Source organism: Sulfurospirillum diekertiae (assembly GCF_002162315.1).
Lineage (GTDB): Bacteria > Campylobacterota > Campylobacteria > Campylobacterales > Sulfurospirillaceae > Sulfurospirillum.
The window spans coordinates 923,388-942,165 of sequence record NZ_CP021416.1 but is presented as its reverse complement, the minus strand read 5'-3'; the positions used below and the strand labels follow the sequence as shown (position 1 = coordinate 942,165).

The following is an 18,778-nucleotide window of genomic DNA, read 5'->3' as shown; positions in this document are numbered from 1 at the left end:
ATGAAAAATTTGTTGTTAATTGCTTTTCTGGATGTCAAAGAATCAGTAAGAGCACGTTGGTTTATTGTTTATACATTGGTTTTTGGAGGTCTTATTGCCCTCTTTTTCATTGCAGGTGTTACGGAATCGCAAGTGATGGGATTTAGTGGGCTTAGTCGACTGCTATTGATGTATATCCAAGTCACGATTGTTATACTCCCTATTTTTATTCTTATTACCACCGTGCGTTCCATTTCAGGAGATAGAGACAATCATATATTAGAGTATATGCTTTCATTTCCTATATCTTTATCGCAATACTATTGGGGAAAGATTATTGGAAGATTTACAACCGTCTTTTTACCTGTTTTCTTTGCGATGATTCTTGCATTAGTGATTGGAACAATCAAAGGGGCCGCGATACCTTGGAGTATTTTTCTACTCTATTCGGGTCTTCTTTTTGCCCTTAGTGCCGCTTTCTTAGGTATATCATTCTTGATATCTTCTGTTGTAAAATCTTCAGAAGTCGCATTGGGTCTTTCATTTTTTGTCTGGATTGTTCTACTCGCATTTATCGACATTGCTCTAATTAGCCTTATGATGCAACACCGTTTGAGTGAAGAAATTATCATTGCAATTTCACTCATCAATCCAATGGAGATTTTTAGAGTTGCGGCGATCAGCCTTTTTGACCCAGAACTAACGGTGATGGGACCTGTTGCCTTTTATATTTTGGATAACATTCACCTTTCTATTTTTATTCTATTTTCTATTCTATACCCTATTCTTTTAGGCGTAGGTTTTGCATTCTTTGGATTTAATATATTTAAAAAAAACAGATTTAGTCTAGGAGAAAAAAATGATTAAAAAACTATTGATTATTGCTTTAGCAGTAGGCGCTCTTTTTGGAGCTAAAATGGAAATTTCGAAAGATGCAACCTGTCTTATTAGAAAAGTAAAAGTCTATCAAGCACCCGAATGGGCAGCAACGATTCAAGTGAGAAGTGGTGATATTATCTATTTTTCAAGCCCAAAATCTATGTTTGAATTTTATTTTGAACCTTCACGTTGGCCAGAATACCAAGTAAAACAAAATGACGATATGCGCATGAATGTCACCGATTATGACACATTAGAAAAAATTTCTGCACGCGAAGCATTCTATGTCTATGGAAGTCAAAAGACAAGTCCTGCAGGAGATGACTTACCTGCTTTTGCAAGCAAAGAGAAAGCAGAAAAATTTGCTAAAAAATACGAAGGAAGAAGGGTTCTTGATTTTTCACAAGTCTCTAATGGACTGATTAATCTTCTAAATGATAAATTGCGCTAGTTATAAAACGAGAGCCAATCCATCTCTCGTTTTATAATTTCTTATAAGTAAAATTCAAACAAAGCCTAAAAAGAGATATATTTTTGAAACAATTCCCTTTGTTTAGGCTTTTACAAAACCATGTGTAAATCCATTTGAAGAATTAAATAATTAATACTAATTTTATAACAGTTTTATAGCGTTACAAAACTGTTATATTTTATTTATCTAGCTTTGCCATTCTAACTATCGCCATTTTGATAAACTTTCCAACGGTCATACCATAGCTATTTGCAGCCGACTCAACAATAGCAAGCTCACTAGGGCTAAAGTAAACAGCATAGCGATTCTCTTTAGCATGTTCACTTTCTGGTTTTCTAGGACGTCCACCTTTTTTACGTTCACTCTCTGCAAAGGTTGATGTGACAGATGATTTTGCTTTTCCTAAAATAGAATCAATTGATTTTTTCTCTGCCATGATGCTTATTCTCCTTTGAAGAGATCAAGAATAGATTTGTATTGTTGAAAGACAGTTTTATAAGCACATTTTGAAAGTGGTGTCTCGTTATAAAGCTCTGTGATACTAAGTCCTGTTTCAATAGTATTTTTGAATGCTTTTGAAAGTCTCAATTCGAAAAACTCTAAATTCTCAAAATGAGTAGAGATAGCATCTTTCACTGCTTGAAAATCACTCTCTTTTTCTGTTTTAGTGACAATGATTAAAAGATTGCTATTGTAAAGCTGTATCTCTTCAATAGTTTCTACGGTTCTTAGAATGGAATTATAATCATTAGAGGTTGGTATTAGAACAACCGAACTTGCTTTTAAAATAGGAAGTACTCCAGCAGAAACAAATCCTCCAAAATCATATACACAGTTATCAATGATCTCAGGACTTGATGATATCTTCGCCATATCAGGATAAATGGACTCAATGACTGAGTTGTCATTGGATTGGAGATAATAACCTAAGTCTTTAGCCAAAGAAAATGCAATGGGTGTTTTACCAACGCCACCTTTTTTATTAATAACTGAAATAATCATATATATAACCTTTAAATAACGCTATTTAAAGGTTATATTATAGTTAAATAGTATATTTTTTACAAGGTATTAACCCATAAACCCCATCGGATTTTTATGAAGGTATTCAAATCCAAGGTCTTCAAGCTTACAACCTTCAATAATGCGTTGCTTAGACTCTGCACTGTCTATAAAAAATGGAGGGACCAACTGACACTGCTCACACTGATAGCGATAAAGTTCTTCTTTTGTAGGATGCAAGGGTGCGCATAGATTGAAAATTCCTCCAAGGTTATGATCTATCGCAAATATAACAGCTCGAATGACATCAATTCGATGAACATGATTCACGCGGCTCTTTCCATCCGTAACAGGTTTGTTGGAATAGTATTTAGCAGCAAGACGACCTACTCCCATTAATCCTGCACATCGAAAAACAACATGTGCTTTTCCATGAAGACTCTTTTCTGCTTCATAATATAATGGATTTGATGAAGATGATATCTCACTATTTTCATTATAAACGCTAGGAGCTTTGGGATAAATAGACGTTGAACTCACAAAAAATATTTTCTCAATGGTTGAAAAAAATGGGTGTTGAGAGAGTCTCTTTATAAAATGAAGATAATCATTAAATTTTGATGGAGGATAGTTGATAAAAAGATACTCACATGAAAGTAATGCATCAAGGTTATCATACATATTTTCCGTTAAGACATAAGATTCAAAGCCTAAGTCCATATGCATTTGTTGTACTTCTTCATTACGAGCAGCGAGTTTGATAGCATAGTCGTCTTTAAGTGTGTGAGCAAGTTCTAGTCCTAACCAACCAGCACCTAAAATAGAAAGAATTTTCATAATCCATAGCCTTAAGGCTCTTTCTACTAAAAAGAGCCTTTACAATATATTACATCTAATCAAATGAGTACTAAGAGTATAAGCCAAATTGGTTAACCATTGATAAATGATTGAAAAGAGATATTTATTCATAAATATCTTCTTGTTATTATGTTTTGTTGAGTATATGTCAAACGAGGTGCACTTTTGGCATGTATAGTTTTGTTAGAAACCTAAATAATGGACATAGCTTAAAAGATATCTACCATTTTAACCCTTCACCTGACAAAAGATGAATGCTTGAGATTGTGCTATACAAAAAAAACGCTCGAACCGGGCAATCCGAGCGTTGATCTTAAAAAAATTGGTAGGTTATTTACAGAAAGGAGGTATGTGTGTTACAAGTGAAAGTATAGGCTCTTAGCCTAAACCATACCTCAATGAGAAGTTAATACTTTTTAAATCACTGTTTCTTTTGTGGTATTTTTGTCTGTTTTGATAAGAATTTTGTGACTTCAGCCTCATTGACTTCATAACTATCTTCACGGTAAAGCTTATTCTCTTGTAAGTAGGCTTTTACTTCCTTAGCATCATAAGAGAGAATGGTTTTAGGAGCTTCTTTAAATGCAACAAACAGTACACTTGCTTTTACAGTGGTTCCATTAAGACCACACCTGGCATTACCAATATCTAATATCTGTCCTTCTGAAGGTGTACATTTATCAATAAACTCTTTGGCAGTATTGATCATACTCCCATCAAAGTTACTAAGTTCCACGGGTCTTTCAAACGAGAAGTAACGATACCCTTCACTCAAAGTTAGATCAGCTGTATTTTGCAAAATATGGATATTTCTGGTTTTTGCATTGTATCCACCAGATGGGGAACGCCATGCTTCTTTTCCCTCTACATAGAAGATTTTACCAGGAACATCATTGGGCATGGGTAATTCTTGACTGAGTCCTGCTGCATAGGGAGCACCACCGCATCCACTGAGGGTTAATACTGCTAGTAGACTTAGACTTCCTGAAACGAAAAGTGATTTAGAAAACATTTGAGATCCTTTATTTGATTTTATCTGTTGTGATTATTTAAATATTTCTGCAATCTGATAGACTGCTTTATCTTCCATGATAGGTTTAGCATCTTCAAGATTCAGACCCATTCGTACTGCCTCTATAAAAAGACGTGTCTCATCTTCTTTAGTATGACTCCATGGTTCCTTACTCTCCTCTTGCGTGATTCTCTCTTTAAGATTCACACTAATCACTGCCCTATAAGTTTCATCCGCTAATGCACGATCTGCAACACCCATAGCAAGGGCAACACCAACTCCTATAAGAAGACTATCACCTCCACTGTTATTCACAGTAGCAATAGCACCCGCTGCAACACCACCAAAGAGTGCCACATCTAATCTTGCTGCTTCTTTGAGGTTATCTGCAAAGAGCGTGTTGACATGTAAATAGAACCGCGCTTCATCGGCATTATCCACAATCCTAACACCTCGATCTTGTAAGGCTTTTTTCAAAGGTGCTTCTAATTCAATCTTACTCGCTTGTGTTCCTGTGACTCGTAGATAAACACTTTTATCTTTAAGCTGATCAGGGTTTAGAGAGATGATGCGTGTCATCTTTGCTTGAGTTTGCAGTGTACTTGTGGCACAACCTTGTAAAAGTAATACACCATATAAGATACTAAAAAATAATCGTAATCTCAACATTTGTTACCACCTAAGCAAGCTATATAGTTGTGGAATCTGCTGAATATAATAGTCTGGCAATGCTTCTACTTTTTGATATCCGTCTTCTCTATAATGATTGTTTTTAACTAAATATTCCTTAACCTCTTTTGCATCATAAACCAAAAATGTTTTTGGGGCTTCTTTATATGCAAAAATAACCGCCGTTACAATTTGGTTATCCGTTGTTAAGCCACAGTTACGATGGCCTATTGTAAGAATAAAAGCACCATTGGGAGCACAATTTTGAATGTATTCTTCCGCTGTATTTACCATACTAAAAGAACCATCTGGACTCAACTCTTGAGGATAAGTGAATGAAAAATAGTTATACCCAGAATCCAGAGTCGCATTGGCTGAATTTTGTAATAGATGTATATTTCTTGTAGCTTTATTATAACCATCGCTTGGAGAACGCCATGTCTCTTTGCCTTGAACAATGATAACACGACCAATGGTATCATTTCTTACTATCCGATCCTTCCCGTAATCAATACTCATTTGTGGCTTACTGGCGCAACCAGAGAAGACAAAAAGACAATTTATACTCAAAAGAACCATAGAAATTTTCTTTAAAATAGGCATATCATCCCTTCTACTGTTGTTGCTTTTTAGCAATGGCGTACTCTTGAATCTCTTTCATACTGCTAAAATTGGTACCGTTTTGTTGATTGAACTTTTGAACGAGCATTGCTTCCATAGGTGTTCCAACATAAGGGTTTGAAGGAGTGGTTGATGTTGAAGCAGTTGGTTTTGCATCATTGTTGAGTATTTTGGTTTTCTCTTTGTTATACTCCTCTTCGCTGAGCGCTCCTGATTTATAGAGTTCATGTAACTCTTTAATCTTATCGGCTTTGGAAGTGGAAGATGGTGTTGATGCTTGGGATGAAGCGCTAACAGGTGTATCTAATCCAACACTCTTATAGAGGTTGTTTTGCAAGGTGGCATTGTTTAAATTTAGTGCAACTTTTTTCATTTCTCCCTCAAAGAGTACGAAAATATTTTGATGAATGGTCACGGCTGGATCATTATGTCCCATTGCTGAACCTAATTGACTTGGTTCAATGCGTGCTTGCCTGATTAAGGCACTGACTTTCTCACCAGCTTTGTTATACTCAACAATGGCAAAGTCAGAATCGTACATATAGATTTCAGTTTTAGTGTTTTCTTTAAGGGCTCCACCCACATAAGCTTTTAGAAGTGCTTGATTACCCTCCCCGTTATAAATACTATATCCATTGCCTCTTTTTTGAATGGTATCAATATAGGCTTTTGCAACATCATCTTGTAAAAAATTAGCGGCTAGATCTCTATAAAATTGACGTGATTTACTCAGATAAATAAAACTATCGGTTTCATACAAGCGTTTACACTCTAAGGATAATCCATAAGGCAGTGCATTAATACTAGTCACTTTTGTGAATTTACCCTCTACGAAGGTTTTTGTTAATTCCTTATCTTGACTTTTAGCAATCAACTCTTGCGGAGTCTCTTTTTTAGATAACATATTTCCAACGTCCTTAGGACTTGGAATAAAGGTGCCACTATCAGAATACGATGATGCACAACCACTTAATATAACTGCCATACTTAATGAAATAACATGCCCCCAATACTTCATAGCCATCCTTTTGTGTCTTAAAATGATCAATCTCTTTTTACTGTCTACTTTAGGCGTCATATTTTCACCAAACTGTATGGTTTTAAATATATTCCTATAGAAAGCATCTCTATAGAGGATTGAAGGAAAACTATAATCAAACTAACCTTATAGAAAAATTATCTATAGGGATAAAAATGTTAAATATTCCGAATATTGTTACCGAAGAAGAGGAAGATGCGTTTTTTAGAATCATTTCGAATAATGTGAAGCGTCTTCGTAAAGAAAAAAAGATGAGTCAACTCGAAGTTGCACTCTCTATTGGGCAAAAAGCGCCTGGTTTTTATGCCAATATGGAAAACTATGCGCATGGAAAGCATTTTAATATCTCACATCTGTTTAGACTCTCTAAATTATTTGATGTCAGTATTGAAGAGCTGTTTAAAGAAGTATAGATCACTCAAAGTTGTTAATTGTTACACTTTAGTGTTTGTATTGATTTGATTCTGCCTCCAAACATCATAGGCCCTTTGCGCATTCACCCAGAACTCCCACTCTGTCTTAAAGACTCTTTCCAAACGCATAGCCAACTCTTGAGATACTCTGAGCTCTTTTTGGAGTAAAGCTTCTAACATAGAGATATCTATCCCTAAAAGCTTTGCAGCCTCTTCATGCGTCAATCCAAGAGGTTTAAAATAATCCTCTTCTAAAAAGACACCAGGATGAGTAGGTTCTCTATGCATCATTTTCATCATAACTCCCATGTAATGCTTGACCTAATTCCATCATCTTATCAAAGAACCTAGCCTTTGCATAATTCTCTAACCATGACCATGCCCAATAAGGAGCGGGTTGAGTTGATTCCCACGCATTGACACTTTGATAATTTATATTTAATAGGGTTGCAAACTCTTTTTTACTAATCCCTGCGTGTTTAAAAAGGGTGTTCAGTCGCTCTCGTTGATAGATTTTCTCCACTTGACTTTTTCCTTCTTTTATGTATTTATTGAAATATATTTAATTATATATAGATATGTTTTAAAATATTCTTTGATTTGCTTTTTCTTCTCTCTTTTTCTATAATTTTCGTATCTAAAAAGAATAAGAGGATACGAACATGAGCGTTTTAGCATTTATCGGTGGGGTATTAGGATTAGGGTTAATTTGGTTCTTAGTGGAAAAGTTTGATGGGTATGTCTATAGAACCTATCGTTATAAGTTCTTTGATTGGAGTAACTATCTTCTGATTGGTTTATGTGATGGATTACTCTACTTTGGGATTAGATGGTTTCTAAGTGCGCAAGAAAGTGGTGGAGATATTCTCAATGGTATTTTACTCATAACCTTTGGAATGATAGGACTAGGTTGGATCATCTATCACAATTGTAAAAAGAGCTCTTGGACAATAGGACTTCTGGGTTCTTTGTTTCAAATAGGCATTCTCTCAGTACTTGCGGTTGTTGGTGCTCTTATTGTATTAGGACTGTTGGCTCTGTTTTCAGAAAGTAAACCAACCTATTGTATCAATAGTCATGATTAAGTAAGGAGAAGAACACTATGTCATCTTATATTCTTCTCAAACACAACCATGAAAATAATACAACCACTACTGCTCAAACAGTATCTCCAACTGAGGAAGGTGTTCGAATCCCGCTGGGGGATTCGAATCTTTTTACCAGTGACCTTCTCATTATGGGCTGTGTCATTGCATGCATTGCACTAGCACTGTATCTTTGGATTAGACCTCTGTGTTTAGAGATCAAGAGCGTTGAGCAGAAACTCTTTGCACGAGATGTTGCAGAGGAAGTCTGTAAAAAGATGAAGGATGAGCTATGAATCAGCATACAAACTACTCTTATGTACTGATTGCCTGTTTAATGATGATTCTGATGCTAAAGCTTCCTGTGATGTTTGATGCCAAGAGTTTTAGAGTGAGTGTTGCATTAAAGACGTATGGATTAGGATTGATTGTTCTTGGTGTTCTTATTATGCTCTATCTTGCATTGTTAAGTTAAAGGAGTATGGCATGACACATAGTACTAGAATGACACTTCCTTCTCCAAGAAAAAGTGAAACAGTGAAATATGGCTATTCACTCTTTTTACTCTTAGGGGCTTATCTTCTTTATCATAAAGGGATCAGTAACACGGAACTTGCTTTGTTAGGGTTATTGGTTCTCTTTGCCCTCCTCGCTGGACTCCTTGACTACTTTCGTCAGTCACCTTGGTTTCAGCAGTGGCTGAATCGTTGGTTTTAGGAGATGAGATGAAACAACAATCATATACCTATAGTCCTAATGGACAACACATTATAAAGATACGAAGTCTAAGAAGTAAGCATTTAACGTTCATACCTTTTTCGGAAGCTTATATACAAAGAGCTTCTTTGTTTCAAGCTGTTCGTCTTTATGTTAAAAGGCTCACACATGGCTAAAAAGCAACCTATGGATCAGAAGTTAGAGAAGCTTACGAAGAAGATTAAAGCAAGCAATGAGTTTTGTTTGGATGAATCGAAGCTTTCGTTAAAAGCACAAACACTCTTAGAGGAGCTAAGCCAAGAGTTACATCTTCCTAAAGAGGTGATTGCCAAGATTGCATTTGAGGCGTATACACTCTTTGGAAAGAAGAAGGATTGATCTATGAAACGTATACATATCATTATGAGTCTCAAAGAGAGACAAGAGATGCAACGTACTGCCAGAATACTCAAGTGCGGTGTATCTGCATTAATACATAAGGCATTCACCCATTTTAGTCGTAGTTATCATACTAAATAGATGGAAGAATCCACCGTTAACGAAACGTAAGAGAGTGCACAGAGTTTAGCATCAACAATCATCGTAAACGAAAAGGAGTCATTTTATGGGAATAGAAATCAGTGAATGGATTAAGATAGTAATTGCCATTGGGCTGGTATTTTGGACATATTATGTGTGTAAAACGTATCAAGAAAAAAAAGAAGCCAATAAGGCATCGTTTGATGAATATGAGTTTCAAGGAAACAAGTATTTATCCATTGAAGAGAACTCTGATTTAAAAAGAGTAGAAAAGCTAATGGAAGAAGTCTCTAAGGGTAAATTTGCACTTATGACCAAAGAGCAGACGCCAACCATTGCCATACTTTCTATTACTGAGTTTTTACGCCTTAAAACCATTGAAAACCATTTAGAAGATGAAGCACTTGTTGCACTGATTGTAGAGCGTTTAGAAAATCAAAAAGGGAAAGCTTTAATTCATCATGATGAGTTTTTAGAAAGTCTTTATACTCGTAAGGATGATATGAGAAAGGAAGAAGAGCACTAGATTACATATAATCTAGAAAGGGCGACGTTTATTGATCGTTTACTTAAGGCAATTATACTGCTTATTACCCTTTCTCTAGATCTAATAGTTAAATGTGAAGAATCAGGGCCTAAAGATATTCCTCTCTCGTTAGGCCCTTTTATTGTTTATGATGACTACGTATTTTACTCAAATGGATTTTTCACCACTTTAGCTACATTTTCAATCGTAATCTTCTCAGGTAAATCCTCGCGCTTTAACTTCTCTACAATGGTGTCTATTTGACGTTTAAGGGCAAAGGCATACTCTAAGCCTTGTTTGTCTTTTGTGATATCTACAGAGCCATTTATAGAGACTCTATCAAGTCTATTTTCAATAGAGAGTTCTTGTATGGTAATAATTTCTTCTTCATTCTCAAAGGGTGTAATACACAGTAATTTATCTTTTGTCATGGGTTGTCCTTTTAATATTTCATTTCTTTTGGTTCTGGTAAGCTCAAAACTGGTGCTTTTTTATCTTCACTCATCTTTGGAAATAAGTTAATACCTGATGGAGAATAAAGAGGTAAGAAGTAATACTTGTTTCATAAGAAAGTCCTAACAAAGACAAGATGCTTTTCAAAGCGCGATATTACCATACTAAGGAGACATTTGTAGGTGATGTGGATCAAGTACGTATGAATAAATACAATTTATTTCAAATGGTTTTTATTTATAAAGATATCTTCATTTTGTGTACTTATCAAACAAAATAATCAGCTTAGATAATGTTTTGTAATATACGCTCTATTGTGCTTCATCTCCCTGCTAACACCTTGGAGCGATTGTTCGTACGAATATCCAGCCTGCGCGTATTCAAACATTCTCCTTTTAGCAAAATTCCAACGTAGTCCATGGGTTCCTTCACTTTGGATATTCAGTGTTTGGCACGCTTTTTTGATCGATTGATAGTATTCACTTCGTTTGAGTTTAAACACATCATAAAGTGCAATACACGATTCTAAGCGTTGATAGGTATTTTCAGTGATGAGTATCTCACCTACTTTGCCACCCTTCTCTTTGGTTAAGATGACTCCTTTTTGCTCTTTCGTGATAGGATCTTCTTTGTAGCCAAGTAACTGCTCTTTTTTAATCAGTGCACATCCCTCTACTCTTGCACCACCTTCGTATTCGATGCGTGCTGCAATATAATGCCAAGGGTTTTCTTGGAGGGCATTGATGAGTAAGAGAGGATCAGCATAGGCACGATTGTGATAATTATCAGCTACCAAATCAAAGTTTCTAGCGCTATTAAGTCGGGATTGGCGAATAGAAAAATTATAGTTTTTTCCTTGTCCATATTTAGCTTTGGTGTAGTATATAAGAGCAATTTCAAGTTTGCCTAGTGCTGCGCTGATTTTCTCAAGGTACTGTTTTGAAGGATAGTACTCAAGTTTATAATCCATGTAAGCCACTATATGTTCAGAGCTGATCTCTTCCATGTCTTTCATGTGCCAGTGTTCTTTGAGGTAATTAAAGAAGTTATTCCAAATATTTCGGTAACTCTCCATTGTTTGATATGAAGAAACCATTTGGAAATGAGGATGTGTTGGATCAATGCGCTCTAATTTAGTTGCGCCTTCGCAGAAGATAGCTTTAGTGAGTTCTGCACTTTGATAATAGACGGAGCCTCGCATGATGCAACATAATTTAGTGATTAATTTTATCTTCAAGTATTTGAAGAATCATCATAAGCTCATCAAATGAACACTGCTTCTCAAAAATCATATGTTGCATAGCTTCATAATCTTTTTTGAGAGCTTCTAAGCGATATTGAGGAGGAATTAGTTTGAGTGTTCCTGGTTTTGCTTCATCAAATTTTGCCCAAGGTGAAGGATAAAACTGCATTTTAAACGCTACAACATTCTCTAAAAGTCTCCTATCTTGCAAGGCTTCATCCTTAATGACAGATTGTGCCATCATAGCTAAATCATAATAGTGCCTTGAGTAACGAAGTGGCAGAGGTTTACTTATATCACGATTGGCTTCTTGATGTAAAATCGTTGCCTTTTCCCAAAAGGTTCGCTTAGCAACAATCGCCTTTACCCGTGTTGTTCTTTTTTCAAACACTTGAGGAAATTGCTCAGCAGCATAGGGCGAGATTTCAAACTCTCCATAGGGTAACCACGAAGCCAAAGGTCCAATTTCAAGTAAAACCTGCGGCCGTAGATAATTATCTTTAAATGCCGCTGGATAGTTCACTTGAATATTATAAGGATTTGTTTCATCGATACGGCATATACATAAAGGAGAAAGAATCTCTGAAATTATAGGCAAGAGTTTTTCTTGTATATAACTCAAGGCTTCTTGATTAATAGCTTCATTACGTTTGACCTGTTTATTTTTAGTTGGTAAGGGTTCTGATAAATCTTCTTGGGTAATTTCACGCCAATCTAGAATTAAATCTATATCTTCTGAAAAACGTCCAATGAGGTGAAACACTTTGGACAAAGAGGTCCCACCTTTAAACATCAAGATTTTATTAAGATGGGCATCTGTAAAAATCTTATCCAATATCCAGACCACCCAAAAATCTTTTTCAATGATAGCGTTGGTCGTATTAAGTGCATAGGCACTTTGACTAAAAAGTTCTTCTCGTATGGTAGGTGATGCGTGTGCTATTTTATCCACAGGTTACTTCTTTAGTGTTGGCAAATAATTTTAATGGTTTCATAAATCCATGTTGTTGCTGTTTTCGTATCGTTTAGAATTTTTTCATAGAGTTTTGGATCAAGATACGCTTTGATATGTGTAATAGTATCATCGGTGATATTCTCTTTGCCTAATGCTTTGAGTGCTTGCACGATGATGGAGCTCTCTTTGTATTTAAACCCTATATTTTTAAGTGCTGATTTTTTGAATTCTAGTCTCATTGTATCTTGAATCAAATAGCTTCTATTAGAACCATTGCTTAAATAGATATATTTGGCAGGAACTTGAGTACTTAGGCCTAGAAGGTTTAAAGCACTTTCACCACTGATTTCAATTTGCCAATTAAACTTGCGTGCAATAGCGCGAGCAGCTTGATCAATATCTGCGCTGAGTTCTTGTTTTAAAAATTCACTGTATTTTGGGTAATCATATAAGCCTCTTGCAATTCTGCGAATCTTATTTTGCTGAGTCAGGGTAGAGAGTGCTTTATCGATATTATTGATTGAAAAATCTTTGATAAAATCACCGGATGAAAAGGCATACCCTTTACCATAGCCATATATCTTAGAAAGCATTTTATCTTCGATAGATTTCATAGATTTACCTCATGTATTTTTTCAGGAAAAAGTATATCTTTTTCTGAATATTTTTATGCTTTAACGTTTGAAATCATGATAGTTTCAGCCTCTATCTTAGGCAATTTGTGTTAAGTCAATCTACTTTTTCATTCACAATGAACGATAACATGCTAAGCTGCTCATGGCTCTTTTGGTTAAGATGGTACAGAACACTCGTAAGCGATTCTTGAGCTCCAACTATCATTTTTAGTATTTGTATAAAAAAGATGCATGAAGTTTAACACAAAAGTTTGTTGACTATTTCTGGAGGAATTTTTACAAAGAGTTGTTTGTTTTTTTCAGTTTCCATTTGGCAAGAATACTTGATCGCGAATGGCTTACAATCGAATTTTTAAGCCATCCACATTTATTTCAAAAAAACATCACAATAAACATAGAATCAACAGTACACTCAACACTTTTTTATACCTCTTTTAACACTTTTTGAGGCAATTTTGTTGGTAACTGTAGAGGTTTTGGAACTTCACTGTCATTATAAGCGTAAGTGCTGCTTGTTTGAAATGCTATTTTAACAGCGATATCGACAAATTGAAGCTGTTCATCTTTCCCTTTCACTAGAGTGGTGATATGATAAATATCTTCAGTGAATTCATAATCTTTCAATATCGTTTTGATCATATCTTCAGAAACCTCTTGTGATTGATAATGAAGCGATTGTTCCAAAAGAAGAATACATATAGCCACGACAATGTGTTGGGCATCAAGCTGATTAAATCGTACAATATCGCTCATAGCATTGCTAAACGTAGCTACTACAATATCTCGTGTTGCAAAAACTTGAAATGATTTCGAAGTGGTTATTTTATTGTCTCTACCTCGTACATTCATTGTGATCACTTTTGAATTTGAATCGACAATCATAAATTCATTTTTATCTAGAATCATCAATATTTCATAAAATTTACTATGAAATGGTTCATTGAGCCACAGATTTTTAACCACAAGATCATTATACAATCCTGCAAGACCGTAAGTTCTCAAACTATAGGAAGGAGTGTAAAGCCAATACTTGATGTTATGCGTTTGTAATGGATATACTTGTTCTGGTTCGCTCTCTTCAATCTTGATATCTTGAGTTTTTTCATGATATATAGGCTCACGTTTTTGAGATTCAATGATGCGAGTTTTCTCCTTAGAAGATTTATAAACCCTATACACACCATACGTACCAAAAAATACAATTCCACTTAAAAGGATATATGCATCAATCATTTTGTACTACTTGAGTAGAAATTTGAATTGATGCAACAATTGTGTCAGAAGTTGCGGTGTTAGTTTAAACTCCTTTTCCAGCAATGCTGCCGTAGAATATCCAGCGAATGAGAGCGTAAAAATTCTGTACATACCACGAGCGAGTGCTTTTGAGATGAAGACATCAACATTGCCATCATATTTGAGCTTTAAATTTTTTGTCGACTTGTATTCCGTCACTGCAAGATACCTATTTTGATCATTTCCAGCATCAAACAGATTGATCTCTTCCATGAAGTGGATCGTATCGCAAAATGTAGATGTCAAAATATGATTTCTCACTAAAATCAACTCTCCACGAAGGTACTTCTTTTTGGATTCATAGTTTTCTTCAAAAATTTGAATCAAATAAATTTCTTGGTCCCTGTCTAGTGCAATTGCTATAGGCAATAGTTTTATGCCATTCTCATCATCTAGATAATATATTTGATCTTGTGCCATTTTAATTCTCCTCATTTTTTGTAGTTGTTGTTTCTATTTCTATCCATAATCCATGGATGGTTGAATAGGATACTTCAAGCTTATGGTATTTTTTGAAGTAGCCTGCAATATTACGAAAGCTCATATTTTGCTCTAATTTCAAGGTCCTTACTATTGCCCAATACCCTAGCAACTTTTGGCGTTTGACTTTGGTTTTTTGGTTTTTACCACGCATCTTTACTGCATTGAGATTGACTTTATCGGTCTCTTTTGCAACAGAATTAATAGCTAAAATAAGCGATGCTAGTGTCAAAATTGCATTATCAAGATCACCATAAATACTTTTTAGCTTGTGAAAAAGAGGCTTTTGAAGCTGCAATATTTGCAGCTTCATTGGTAACTCAGCTCTTGCAAAGAATCGAAGATGTTGATTTTGAGATTCATATGTTTGCTTTGTGATTGACTCAATCACCTTTGCATCTACACTCATTTCTCACCTCGAACTATTTGCACTTTTGCAGAATTTGCCATTTTTTGATAGAGCTTGCTTGCGTGTATTTTTGACAGTACAATACCGTTTACTTCATCCTTTAAAAGAAGTTGCCCATTGATCTTTTCAAATGAGTAAGTAATATTTTCAAATTCAACCTTTAGATGTGGATACTCACTTACATTTGATTTTAGAATGTTGACAAACTCATAATAAGATTTTTTTTCTTCCCTTTTTTTGAGGATTTTTTTTATTACACTCTTTAGTTTGATTAGAGTGAGTATTTGTAGTAGACGATTTTCCGCTATCGTTTTTACCGATATCAGTTTTTCTAATCTCGAGAAAATCTCGTAAATCATCTTGGCTTAACCCTTCATCACTAAATATCCATACTTTACTTGCAAATCTACCTTTTTCTCTTAATTGCTTTCTATAAAGATAGCCGCTAAATTCAAGTTCTTTAAGAGCATTTGAAATAGCAGTTTTACCGTCATTTGTGTAATCTTGGAGCTTTTCTTCATAAAAATGCCAGTTTTCAGGGAAGTGCACCAAAATGAGGCAAATCCCTTTCGCTTTAAGACTTATAGTATTATCTTTTGCAATAACATTGCTTACCATAGAAAAGTTTTTCTTTTTTTGTTTGAACTCTACTTTCATAATTCAGATCCCACAATTTTATGCTTTTCTATCCATTGATCAATCTCAGCTCGATCGTAGCGGATATATTTACTGTTTATTTTGCAAAAAGGAATTTTGCACTTACTTACACTCATTCTCATTTTTGCCTGTGCACTTTTGCTAAAGCCATATTCTGCTTCAAGCTCATTTGGCGAAAGCCACCTTTTACTAAATGTTTCCATTGCATTTTCCTTTAATGAAAAAGGCGCCTTTTTCATTCTTTTTAATTCTGATCAGTTGATGAAAATTTAACAGAAAAATTGAATGTTAAAAAATGCATATTTTTTGCCAAAAAATCATTATAAAGCACTATAAAATAGGTATTTCAACAATTTTTTATAAAATCATCAAAAACCTTGATTTTAATATTTCAAAAGGCTAGTATTACTTTATTAAAAAATATAATAAGGATATGTGATGGAAGAGATAGTATTAAAATGGCTAAAAACAAAACGAAATTATATTTATTTCAATACACAAGAATCATCTAAAGTACTAGAGCAATTTTCTGGAAGAATATCAGAGTTATTATTCTCTTCACGAATGCATTTTGAGGAATTAGAAGCAAGTGAATCATACATTATTCAAAAAAGAAATAATCTCTTAACTATTGATTATGACGTTCCAACACATCATAAACAGACATATAAAAGTTATAATATTGATAGAAATGAATATATTTACGATAAAGCAATGATGCATCAATTTGTACATACTATTGATGAAAAAAATATACCTCAAAATAAATCTATAATTTTTAGCTTTTTAAAAGAAATAAAACATAGACATGATGTTTTGAATAAATTTATTGAAAAACATGACAAATTTTCATATAAAAATTTTTTTGATGATTTTAAAGCAAGTATCACAGATGAATTACTCGAAAGTATTTATGAACAATTTATGCGATCAGATTTCGATTATAAATCATTCTATGAAGATTTTAAATTACGCTATTTAGACAGAATGCAAAGTGCTGTAAGTCATATTGAAGAATTAGGTATTTTTTATCCCTTTAAAATGAATCATGACATCTTTGCAAAAAAACATTATTTATTAGAAATTAACCATTTGAAATTTTTAAAAAAAGATGCCACATTAATGCATAAAATTAATAAATTTCATGATAAGTATGGTGTAAATTGTGATAAATCAAAACCTCTATTCTCTTTAGAAGCTTATTTTGCACACCCTGGGGGTATGCTAGTACCCCAAATTTTTGCCTATTTTGACCCTTTTAAATATAAAGAAAAATATATGCAGCCAGATAATATGTATCTTTTTGAATTTGTTAAACGATCAGACCATAATTTAGAAGAATTTATTTTCACATTATTTGATCTATTGAACATGATTCAATATTCGGTTATTAGATTTCAACATGAAAATTTAATTGATATGATAATAACTAATCGCTCTCTTGATAGAATTTGTACATTAGAAGAACTAATAGAAAAACAAATCAAACAATTGAGTACCGTCCCAGAAAGTGATTTAGAGATAGAAGTATTAAACTTTTTTCATCAAAAATGTAAAAATAAAGAATTAACTATGTTTTCAACAATAGATGATTTAGGTCTTGAAATCAATGTAGAGCCCATAAAAAGCTTTGCACAAATAATGTTGATCAAACTACAAACGATTTTAGGGAAAGAGTCATCCTTGGAACACATCATTACAATATATCAAAACTCGGCAGCTAACCTTATTCAAAAATATCATCTAAATAAAAAATGTCAAACTATTATTTTTAATACCATCACCGATTTATGCACATTTTATAATGATAAGCAAAAAGAAAAATTTTCTAGAAGACTTAATTCTACTTTATATGATGTATATACGCAAAGACAAAAGTTAGATTTGTATAACGAAGTGAATTTTAATTTTGTGGATGAGTTTATAGGACAAAATAAAGAAAAATTCGAAACTTATAAACCATGTAAAATTGGTAATAAATACTTGATGTATTTTTGATCAAAAAAAGTGGGACCTAGTGTGGGACCCAACAAAAGCTTAAGCTTTTTTAGATCAAAGAATTTCACAATGAAAGCCTGTATACTAGGAGAATTAGGATGGTGTCAAGAGAGGGACTTTATTTATTTAATTTTCAACAAAACCTTAAATAGGAGCCTCCTTTATATAAACACCATAAAATAGTCATTTTATAATCTTATTGCAAACAAATCTTTTATATACTTTTGTCATCATTTGTAGTGCATGGGTATAAATTAAGGTATAAACTGCATATATAGCAGTATAAAAATCTTAGAATAACAAAGGTTAAAGATGGCTTCTAGTACAAAGGTTAAATCTAATAGGTATGTTGGTGTCTATTATTATCCATTAGAAGATAAAGATAAAACGTATTTAATTACGTATAAAGATGAAAGAGGCAAAAAAGTATGGCTTACCATGGGAAAACACTCAGCAGGTGTTAGAGAAAATACTTGTTCAATAACACGCACTGAAATTGTGCATAAAATAAAGCATGGTGAAGTTCCAAATATAATAAGAAATAAGCGTATAAAAAAAGAATGTATAACATTTGATATGATTGCTCAAAATTATTTATCTTATAAAGAGAAAAAAATTACGAAAGGTTCGTACAAAGACACAAAATCAAAGTACAATAACCATATTAAGCCCTATTTAGGCGATAAACTTGCTGAAGAAATTACCGTTGAAGATATTGATCAGATCACAGAAGACAAAGAAGATATACTCGCACCTAAAACTATAAACATGCTTGTAGAGCTAATTGGAACTATCTATAACTTTGCTATTGAACAAAAAAAGTTCAAAGGTGACAATCCTGTAAAAAAAAGCTCATAAGCTAGC

Annotated in this window: 30 protein-coding genes; 12 read left to right on the top strand and 18 right to left on the bottom strand. The window is 33.9% G+C overall.

Annotated elements, in window-relative coordinates; all coding sequences use genetic code 11:
* Both Sdiek1_RS04755 and Sdiek1_RS04750 read left to right on the top strand, forming a co-directional pair.
* Complete coding sequence (locus Sdiek1_RS04755; protein WP_087438136.1) at positions 1–846, top strand: ABC transporter permease; 846 nt, start codon at positions 1–3, stop codon at positions 844–846.
* Positions 839–1,309 carry a nitrous oxide reductase accessory protein NosL gene (locus Sdiek1_RS04750; protein ID WP_087438135.1) on the top strand — a complete coding sequence of 157 codons (471 nt, stop codon included), beginning with the start codon at positions 839–841 and terminating at the stop codon, positions 1,307–1,309. Before Sdiek1_RS04755 ends, Sdiek1_RS04750 begins: the two co-directional genes overlap by 8 nt.
* Positions 1,310–1,508: 199 nt before the next feature.
* Here the strand turns inward: Sdiek1_RS04750 and Sdiek1_RS04745 are convergent, their stop codons facing one another.
* The 7 genes from Sdiek1_RS04745 to Sdiek1_RS04715 form a co-directional block, all read right to left on the bottom strand.
* Complete coding sequence (locus Sdiek1_RS04745; RefSeq protein WP_087438134.1) at positions 1,509–1,766, bottom strand: hypothetical protein; 258 nt, start codon at positions 1,764–1,766, stop codon at positions 1,509–1,511.
* 5 nt (positions 1,767–1,771) lie between these two features.
* Complete coding sequence (locus Sdiek1_RS04740) at positions 1,772–2,332, bottom strand: ParA family protein (protein ID WP_087438133.1); 561 nt, start codon at positions 2,330–2,332, stop codon at positions 1,772–1,774.
* Positions 2,333–2,401: 69 nt separating this feature from the next.
* Positions 2,402–3,169 (bottom strand): Rossmann-fold NAD(P)-binding domain-containing protein, encoded by a 768-nt coding sequence (locus Sdiek1_RS04735; RefSeq protein WP_087438132.1) that lies wholly within the window; start codon positions 3,167–3,169, stop codon positions 2,402–2,404.
* A 442-nt stretch (positions 3,170–3,611) separates the two neighbouring features.
* Positions 3,612–4,202 carry a hypothetical protein gene (locus Sdiek1_RS04730; protein WP_087438131.1) on the bottom strand — a complete coding sequence of 197 codons (591 nt, stop codon included), beginning with the start codon at positions 4,200–4,202 and terminating at the stop codon, positions 3,612–3,614.
* Positions 4,203–4,235: 33 nt separating this feature from the next.
* Positions 4,236–4,871, bottom strand: a complete 636-nt coding sequence (gene traT, locus Sdiek1_RS04725) for a complement resistance protein TraT (protein WP_087438130.1) — start codon at positions 4,869–4,871, stop codon at positions 4,236–4,238.
* 3 nt (positions 4,872–4,874) lie between these two features.
* Entirely contained in the window at positions 4,875–5,474 is a 600-nt protein-coding gene (locus Sdiek1_RS04720; protein WP_087438129.1) for a hypothetical protein, read from the bottom strand.
* Positions 5,475–5,484: 10 nt separating this feature from the next.
* The gene (locus Sdiek1_RS04715) at positions 5,485–6,510 is read right to left on the bottom strand and encodes an SHOCT domain-containing protein (protein WP_161491988.1); all 1,026 of its coding nucleotides are present in this window, start codon (positions 6,508–6,510) and stop codon (positions 5,485–5,487) included.
* Between the two features lie 176 nt (positions 6,511–6,686).
* Here Sdiek1_RS04715 and Sdiek1_RS04710 point away from each other — a divergent pair, with 176 nt between their 5' ends.
* On the top strand, positions 6,687–6,944 hold the full coding sequence (locus Sdiek1_RS04710) for a helix-turn-helix transcriptional regulator (protein ID WP_087438127.1): 258 nt from the start codon (positions 6,687–6,689) through the stop codon (positions 6,942–6,944).
* A gap of 21 nt (positions 6,945–6,965) precedes the next feature.
* Here the strand turns inward: Sdiek1_RS04710 and Sdiek1_RS04705 are convergent, their stop codons facing one another.
* Both Sdiek1_RS04705 and Sdiek1_RS04700 read right to left on the bottom strand, forming a co-directional pair.
* Entirely contained in the window at positions 6,966–7,241 is a 276-nt protein-coding gene (locus Sdiek1_RS04705; protein ID WP_161491987.1) for a HigA family addiction module antitoxin, read from the bottom strand.
* Positions 7,225–7,467, bottom strand: coding sequence for a helix-turn-helix domain-containing protein (locus Sdiek1_RS04700; protein ID WP_087438125.1), 243 nt, complete (start codon positions 7,465–7,467; stop codon positions 7,225–7,227). Before Sdiek1_RS04700 ends, Sdiek1_RS04705 begins: the two co-directional genes overlap by 17 nt.
* A 139-nt stretch (positions 7,468–7,606) precedes the next feature.
* On the opposite strand from Sdiek1_RS04700, the gene Sdiek1_RS04695 reads away from it, so the two are divergent.
* The 7 genes from Sdiek1_RS04695 (at position 7,607) to Sdiek1_RS04670 (ending at position 9,791) form a co-directional block, all read left to right on the top strand.
* The gene (locus Sdiek1_RS04695; RefSeq protein WP_087438124.1) at positions 7,607–8,029 is read left to right on the top strand and encodes a hypothetical protein; all 423 of its coding nucleotides are present in this window, start codon (positions 7,607–7,609) and stop codon (positions 8,027–8,029) included.
* A gap of 17 nt (positions 8,030–8,046) precedes the next feature.
* On the top strand, positions 8,047–8,325 hold the full coding sequence (locus Sdiek1_RS04690) for a hypothetical protein (RefSeq protein WP_087438123.1): 279 nt from the start codon (positions 8,047–8,049) through the stop codon (positions 8,323–8,325).
* On the top strand, positions 8,322–8,504 hold the full coding sequence (locus tag Sdiek1_RS04685) for a hypothetical protein (RefSeq protein WP_087438122.1): 183 nt from the start codon (positions 8,322–8,324) through the stop codon (positions 8,502–8,504). Before Sdiek1_RS04690 ends, Sdiek1_RS04685 begins: the two co-directional genes overlap by 4 nt.
* An 11-nt stretch (positions 8,505–8,515) precedes the next feature.
* Positions 8,516–8,746, top strand: a complete 231-nt coding sequence (locus tag Sdiek1_RS04680; protein WP_087438121.1) for a hypothetical protein — start codon at positions 8,516–8,518, stop codon at positions 8,744–8,746.
* Positions 8,747–8,914: 168 nt separating this feature from the next.
* Positions 8,915–9,124: a hypothetical protein gene (locus Sdiek1_RS04675; protein ID WP_087438120.1), complete on the top strand. Its 210-nt coding sequence runs from the start codon at positions 8,915–8,917 to the stop codon at positions 9,122–9,124.
* 3 nt (positions 9,125–9,127) lie between these two features.
* The gene (locus Sdiek1_RS14825; RefSeq protein ID WP_161491986.1) at positions 9,128–9,265 is read left to right on the top strand and encodes a hypothetical protein; all 138 of its coding nucleotides are present in this window, start codon (positions 9,128–9,130) and stop codon (positions 9,263–9,265) included.
* Positions 9,266–9,350: 85 nt separating this feature from the next.
* Positions 9,351–9,791 (top strand): hypothetical protein, encoded by a 441-nt coding sequence (locus Sdiek1_RS04670; RefSeq protein WP_087438119.1) that lies wholly within the window; start codon positions 9,351–9,353, stop codon positions 9,789–9,791.
* A gap of 164 nt (positions 9,792–9,955) precedes the next feature.
* On the opposite strand, the gene Sdiek1_RS04665 is transcribed toward Sdiek1_RS04670, so the two are convergent.
* The 9 genes from Sdiek1_RS04665 to Sdiek1_RS04625 form a co-directional block, all read right to left on the bottom strand.
* Positions 9,956–10,222 (bottom strand): hypothetical protein, encoded by a 267-nt coding sequence (locus Sdiek1_RS04665; RefSeq protein ID WP_087438118.1) that lies wholly within the window; start codon positions 10,220–10,222, stop codon positions 9,956–9,958.
* Between the two features lie 302 nt (positions 10,223–10,524).
* Complete coding sequence (locus tag Sdiek1_RS04660) at positions 10,525–11,445, bottom strand: site-specific integrase (protein ID WP_087438117.1); 921 nt, start codon at positions 11,443–11,445, stop codon at positions 10,525–10,527.
* Between the two features lie 13 nt (positions 11,446–11,458).
* A complete protein-coding gene (locus Sdiek1_RS04655; protein ID WP_087438116.1) occupies positions 11,459–12,439 on the bottom strand; it encodes a nucleotidyl transferase AbiEii/AbiGii toxin family protein in 981 nt (326 codons plus the stop codon).
* A gap of 11 nt (positions 12,440–12,450) precedes the next feature.
* On the bottom strand, positions 12,451–13,056 hold the full coding sequence (locus tag Sdiek1_RS04650) for a DUF6088 family protein (protein ID WP_087438115.1): 606 nt from the start codon (positions 13,054–13,056) through the stop codon (positions 12,451–12,453).
* 444 nt (positions 13,057–13,500) lie between these two features.
* A complete protein-coding gene (locus Sdiek1_RS04645) occupies positions 13,501–14,310 on the bottom strand; it encodes a hypothetical protein (RefSeq protein ID WP_087438114.1) in 810 nt (269 codons plus the stop codon).
* Positions 14,311–14,316: 6 nt separating this feature from the next.
* Positions 14,317–14,790 carry a hypothetical protein gene (locus Sdiek1_RS04640; RefSeq protein ID WP_087438113.1) on the bottom strand — a complete coding sequence of 158 codons (474 nt, stop codon included), beginning with the start codon at positions 14,788–14,790 and terminating at the stop codon, positions 14,317–14,319.
* Between the two features lies 1 nt (position 14,791).
* Positions 14,792–15,259: a hypothetical protein gene (locus Sdiek1_RS04635; RefSeq protein ID WP_087438112.1), complete on the bottom strand. Its 468-nt coding sequence runs from the start codon at positions 15,257–15,259 to the stop codon at positions 14,792–14,794.
* Positions 15,260–15,466: 207 nt separating this feature from the next.
* Complete coding sequence (locus Sdiek1_RS04630; RefSeq protein WP_087438111.1) at positions 15,467–15,916, bottom strand: hypothetical protein; 450 nt, start codon at positions 15,914–15,916, stop codon at positions 15,467–15,469.
* Positions 15,913–16,119: a helix-turn-helix transcriptional regulator gene (locus tag Sdiek1_RS04625; RefSeq protein ID WP_087438110.1), complete on the bottom strand. Its 207-nt coding sequence runs from the start codon at positions 16,117–16,119 to the stop codon at positions 15,913–15,915. Before Sdiek1_RS04625 ends, Sdiek1_RS04630 begins: the two co-directional genes overlap by 4 nt.
* A gap of 235 nt (positions 16,120–16,354) precedes the next feature.
* Between Sdiek1_RS04625 and Sdiek1_RS04620 the strand changes: the two genes are divergently transcribed.
* Complete coding sequence (locus tag Sdiek1_RS04620; protein WP_087438109.1) at positions 16,355–17,914, top strand: hypothetical protein; 1,560 nt, start codon at positions 16,355–16,357, stop codon at positions 17,912–17,914.
* 312 nt (positions 17,915–18,226) lie between these two features.
* Complete coding sequence (locus tag Sdiek1_RS04615; protein WP_087438108.1) at positions 18,227–18,772, top strand: phage integrase central domain-containing protein; 546 nt, start codon at positions 18,227–18,229, stop codon at positions 18,770–18,772.
* The last annotated feature ends 6 nt before the right edge of the window (positions 18,773–18,778 follow it).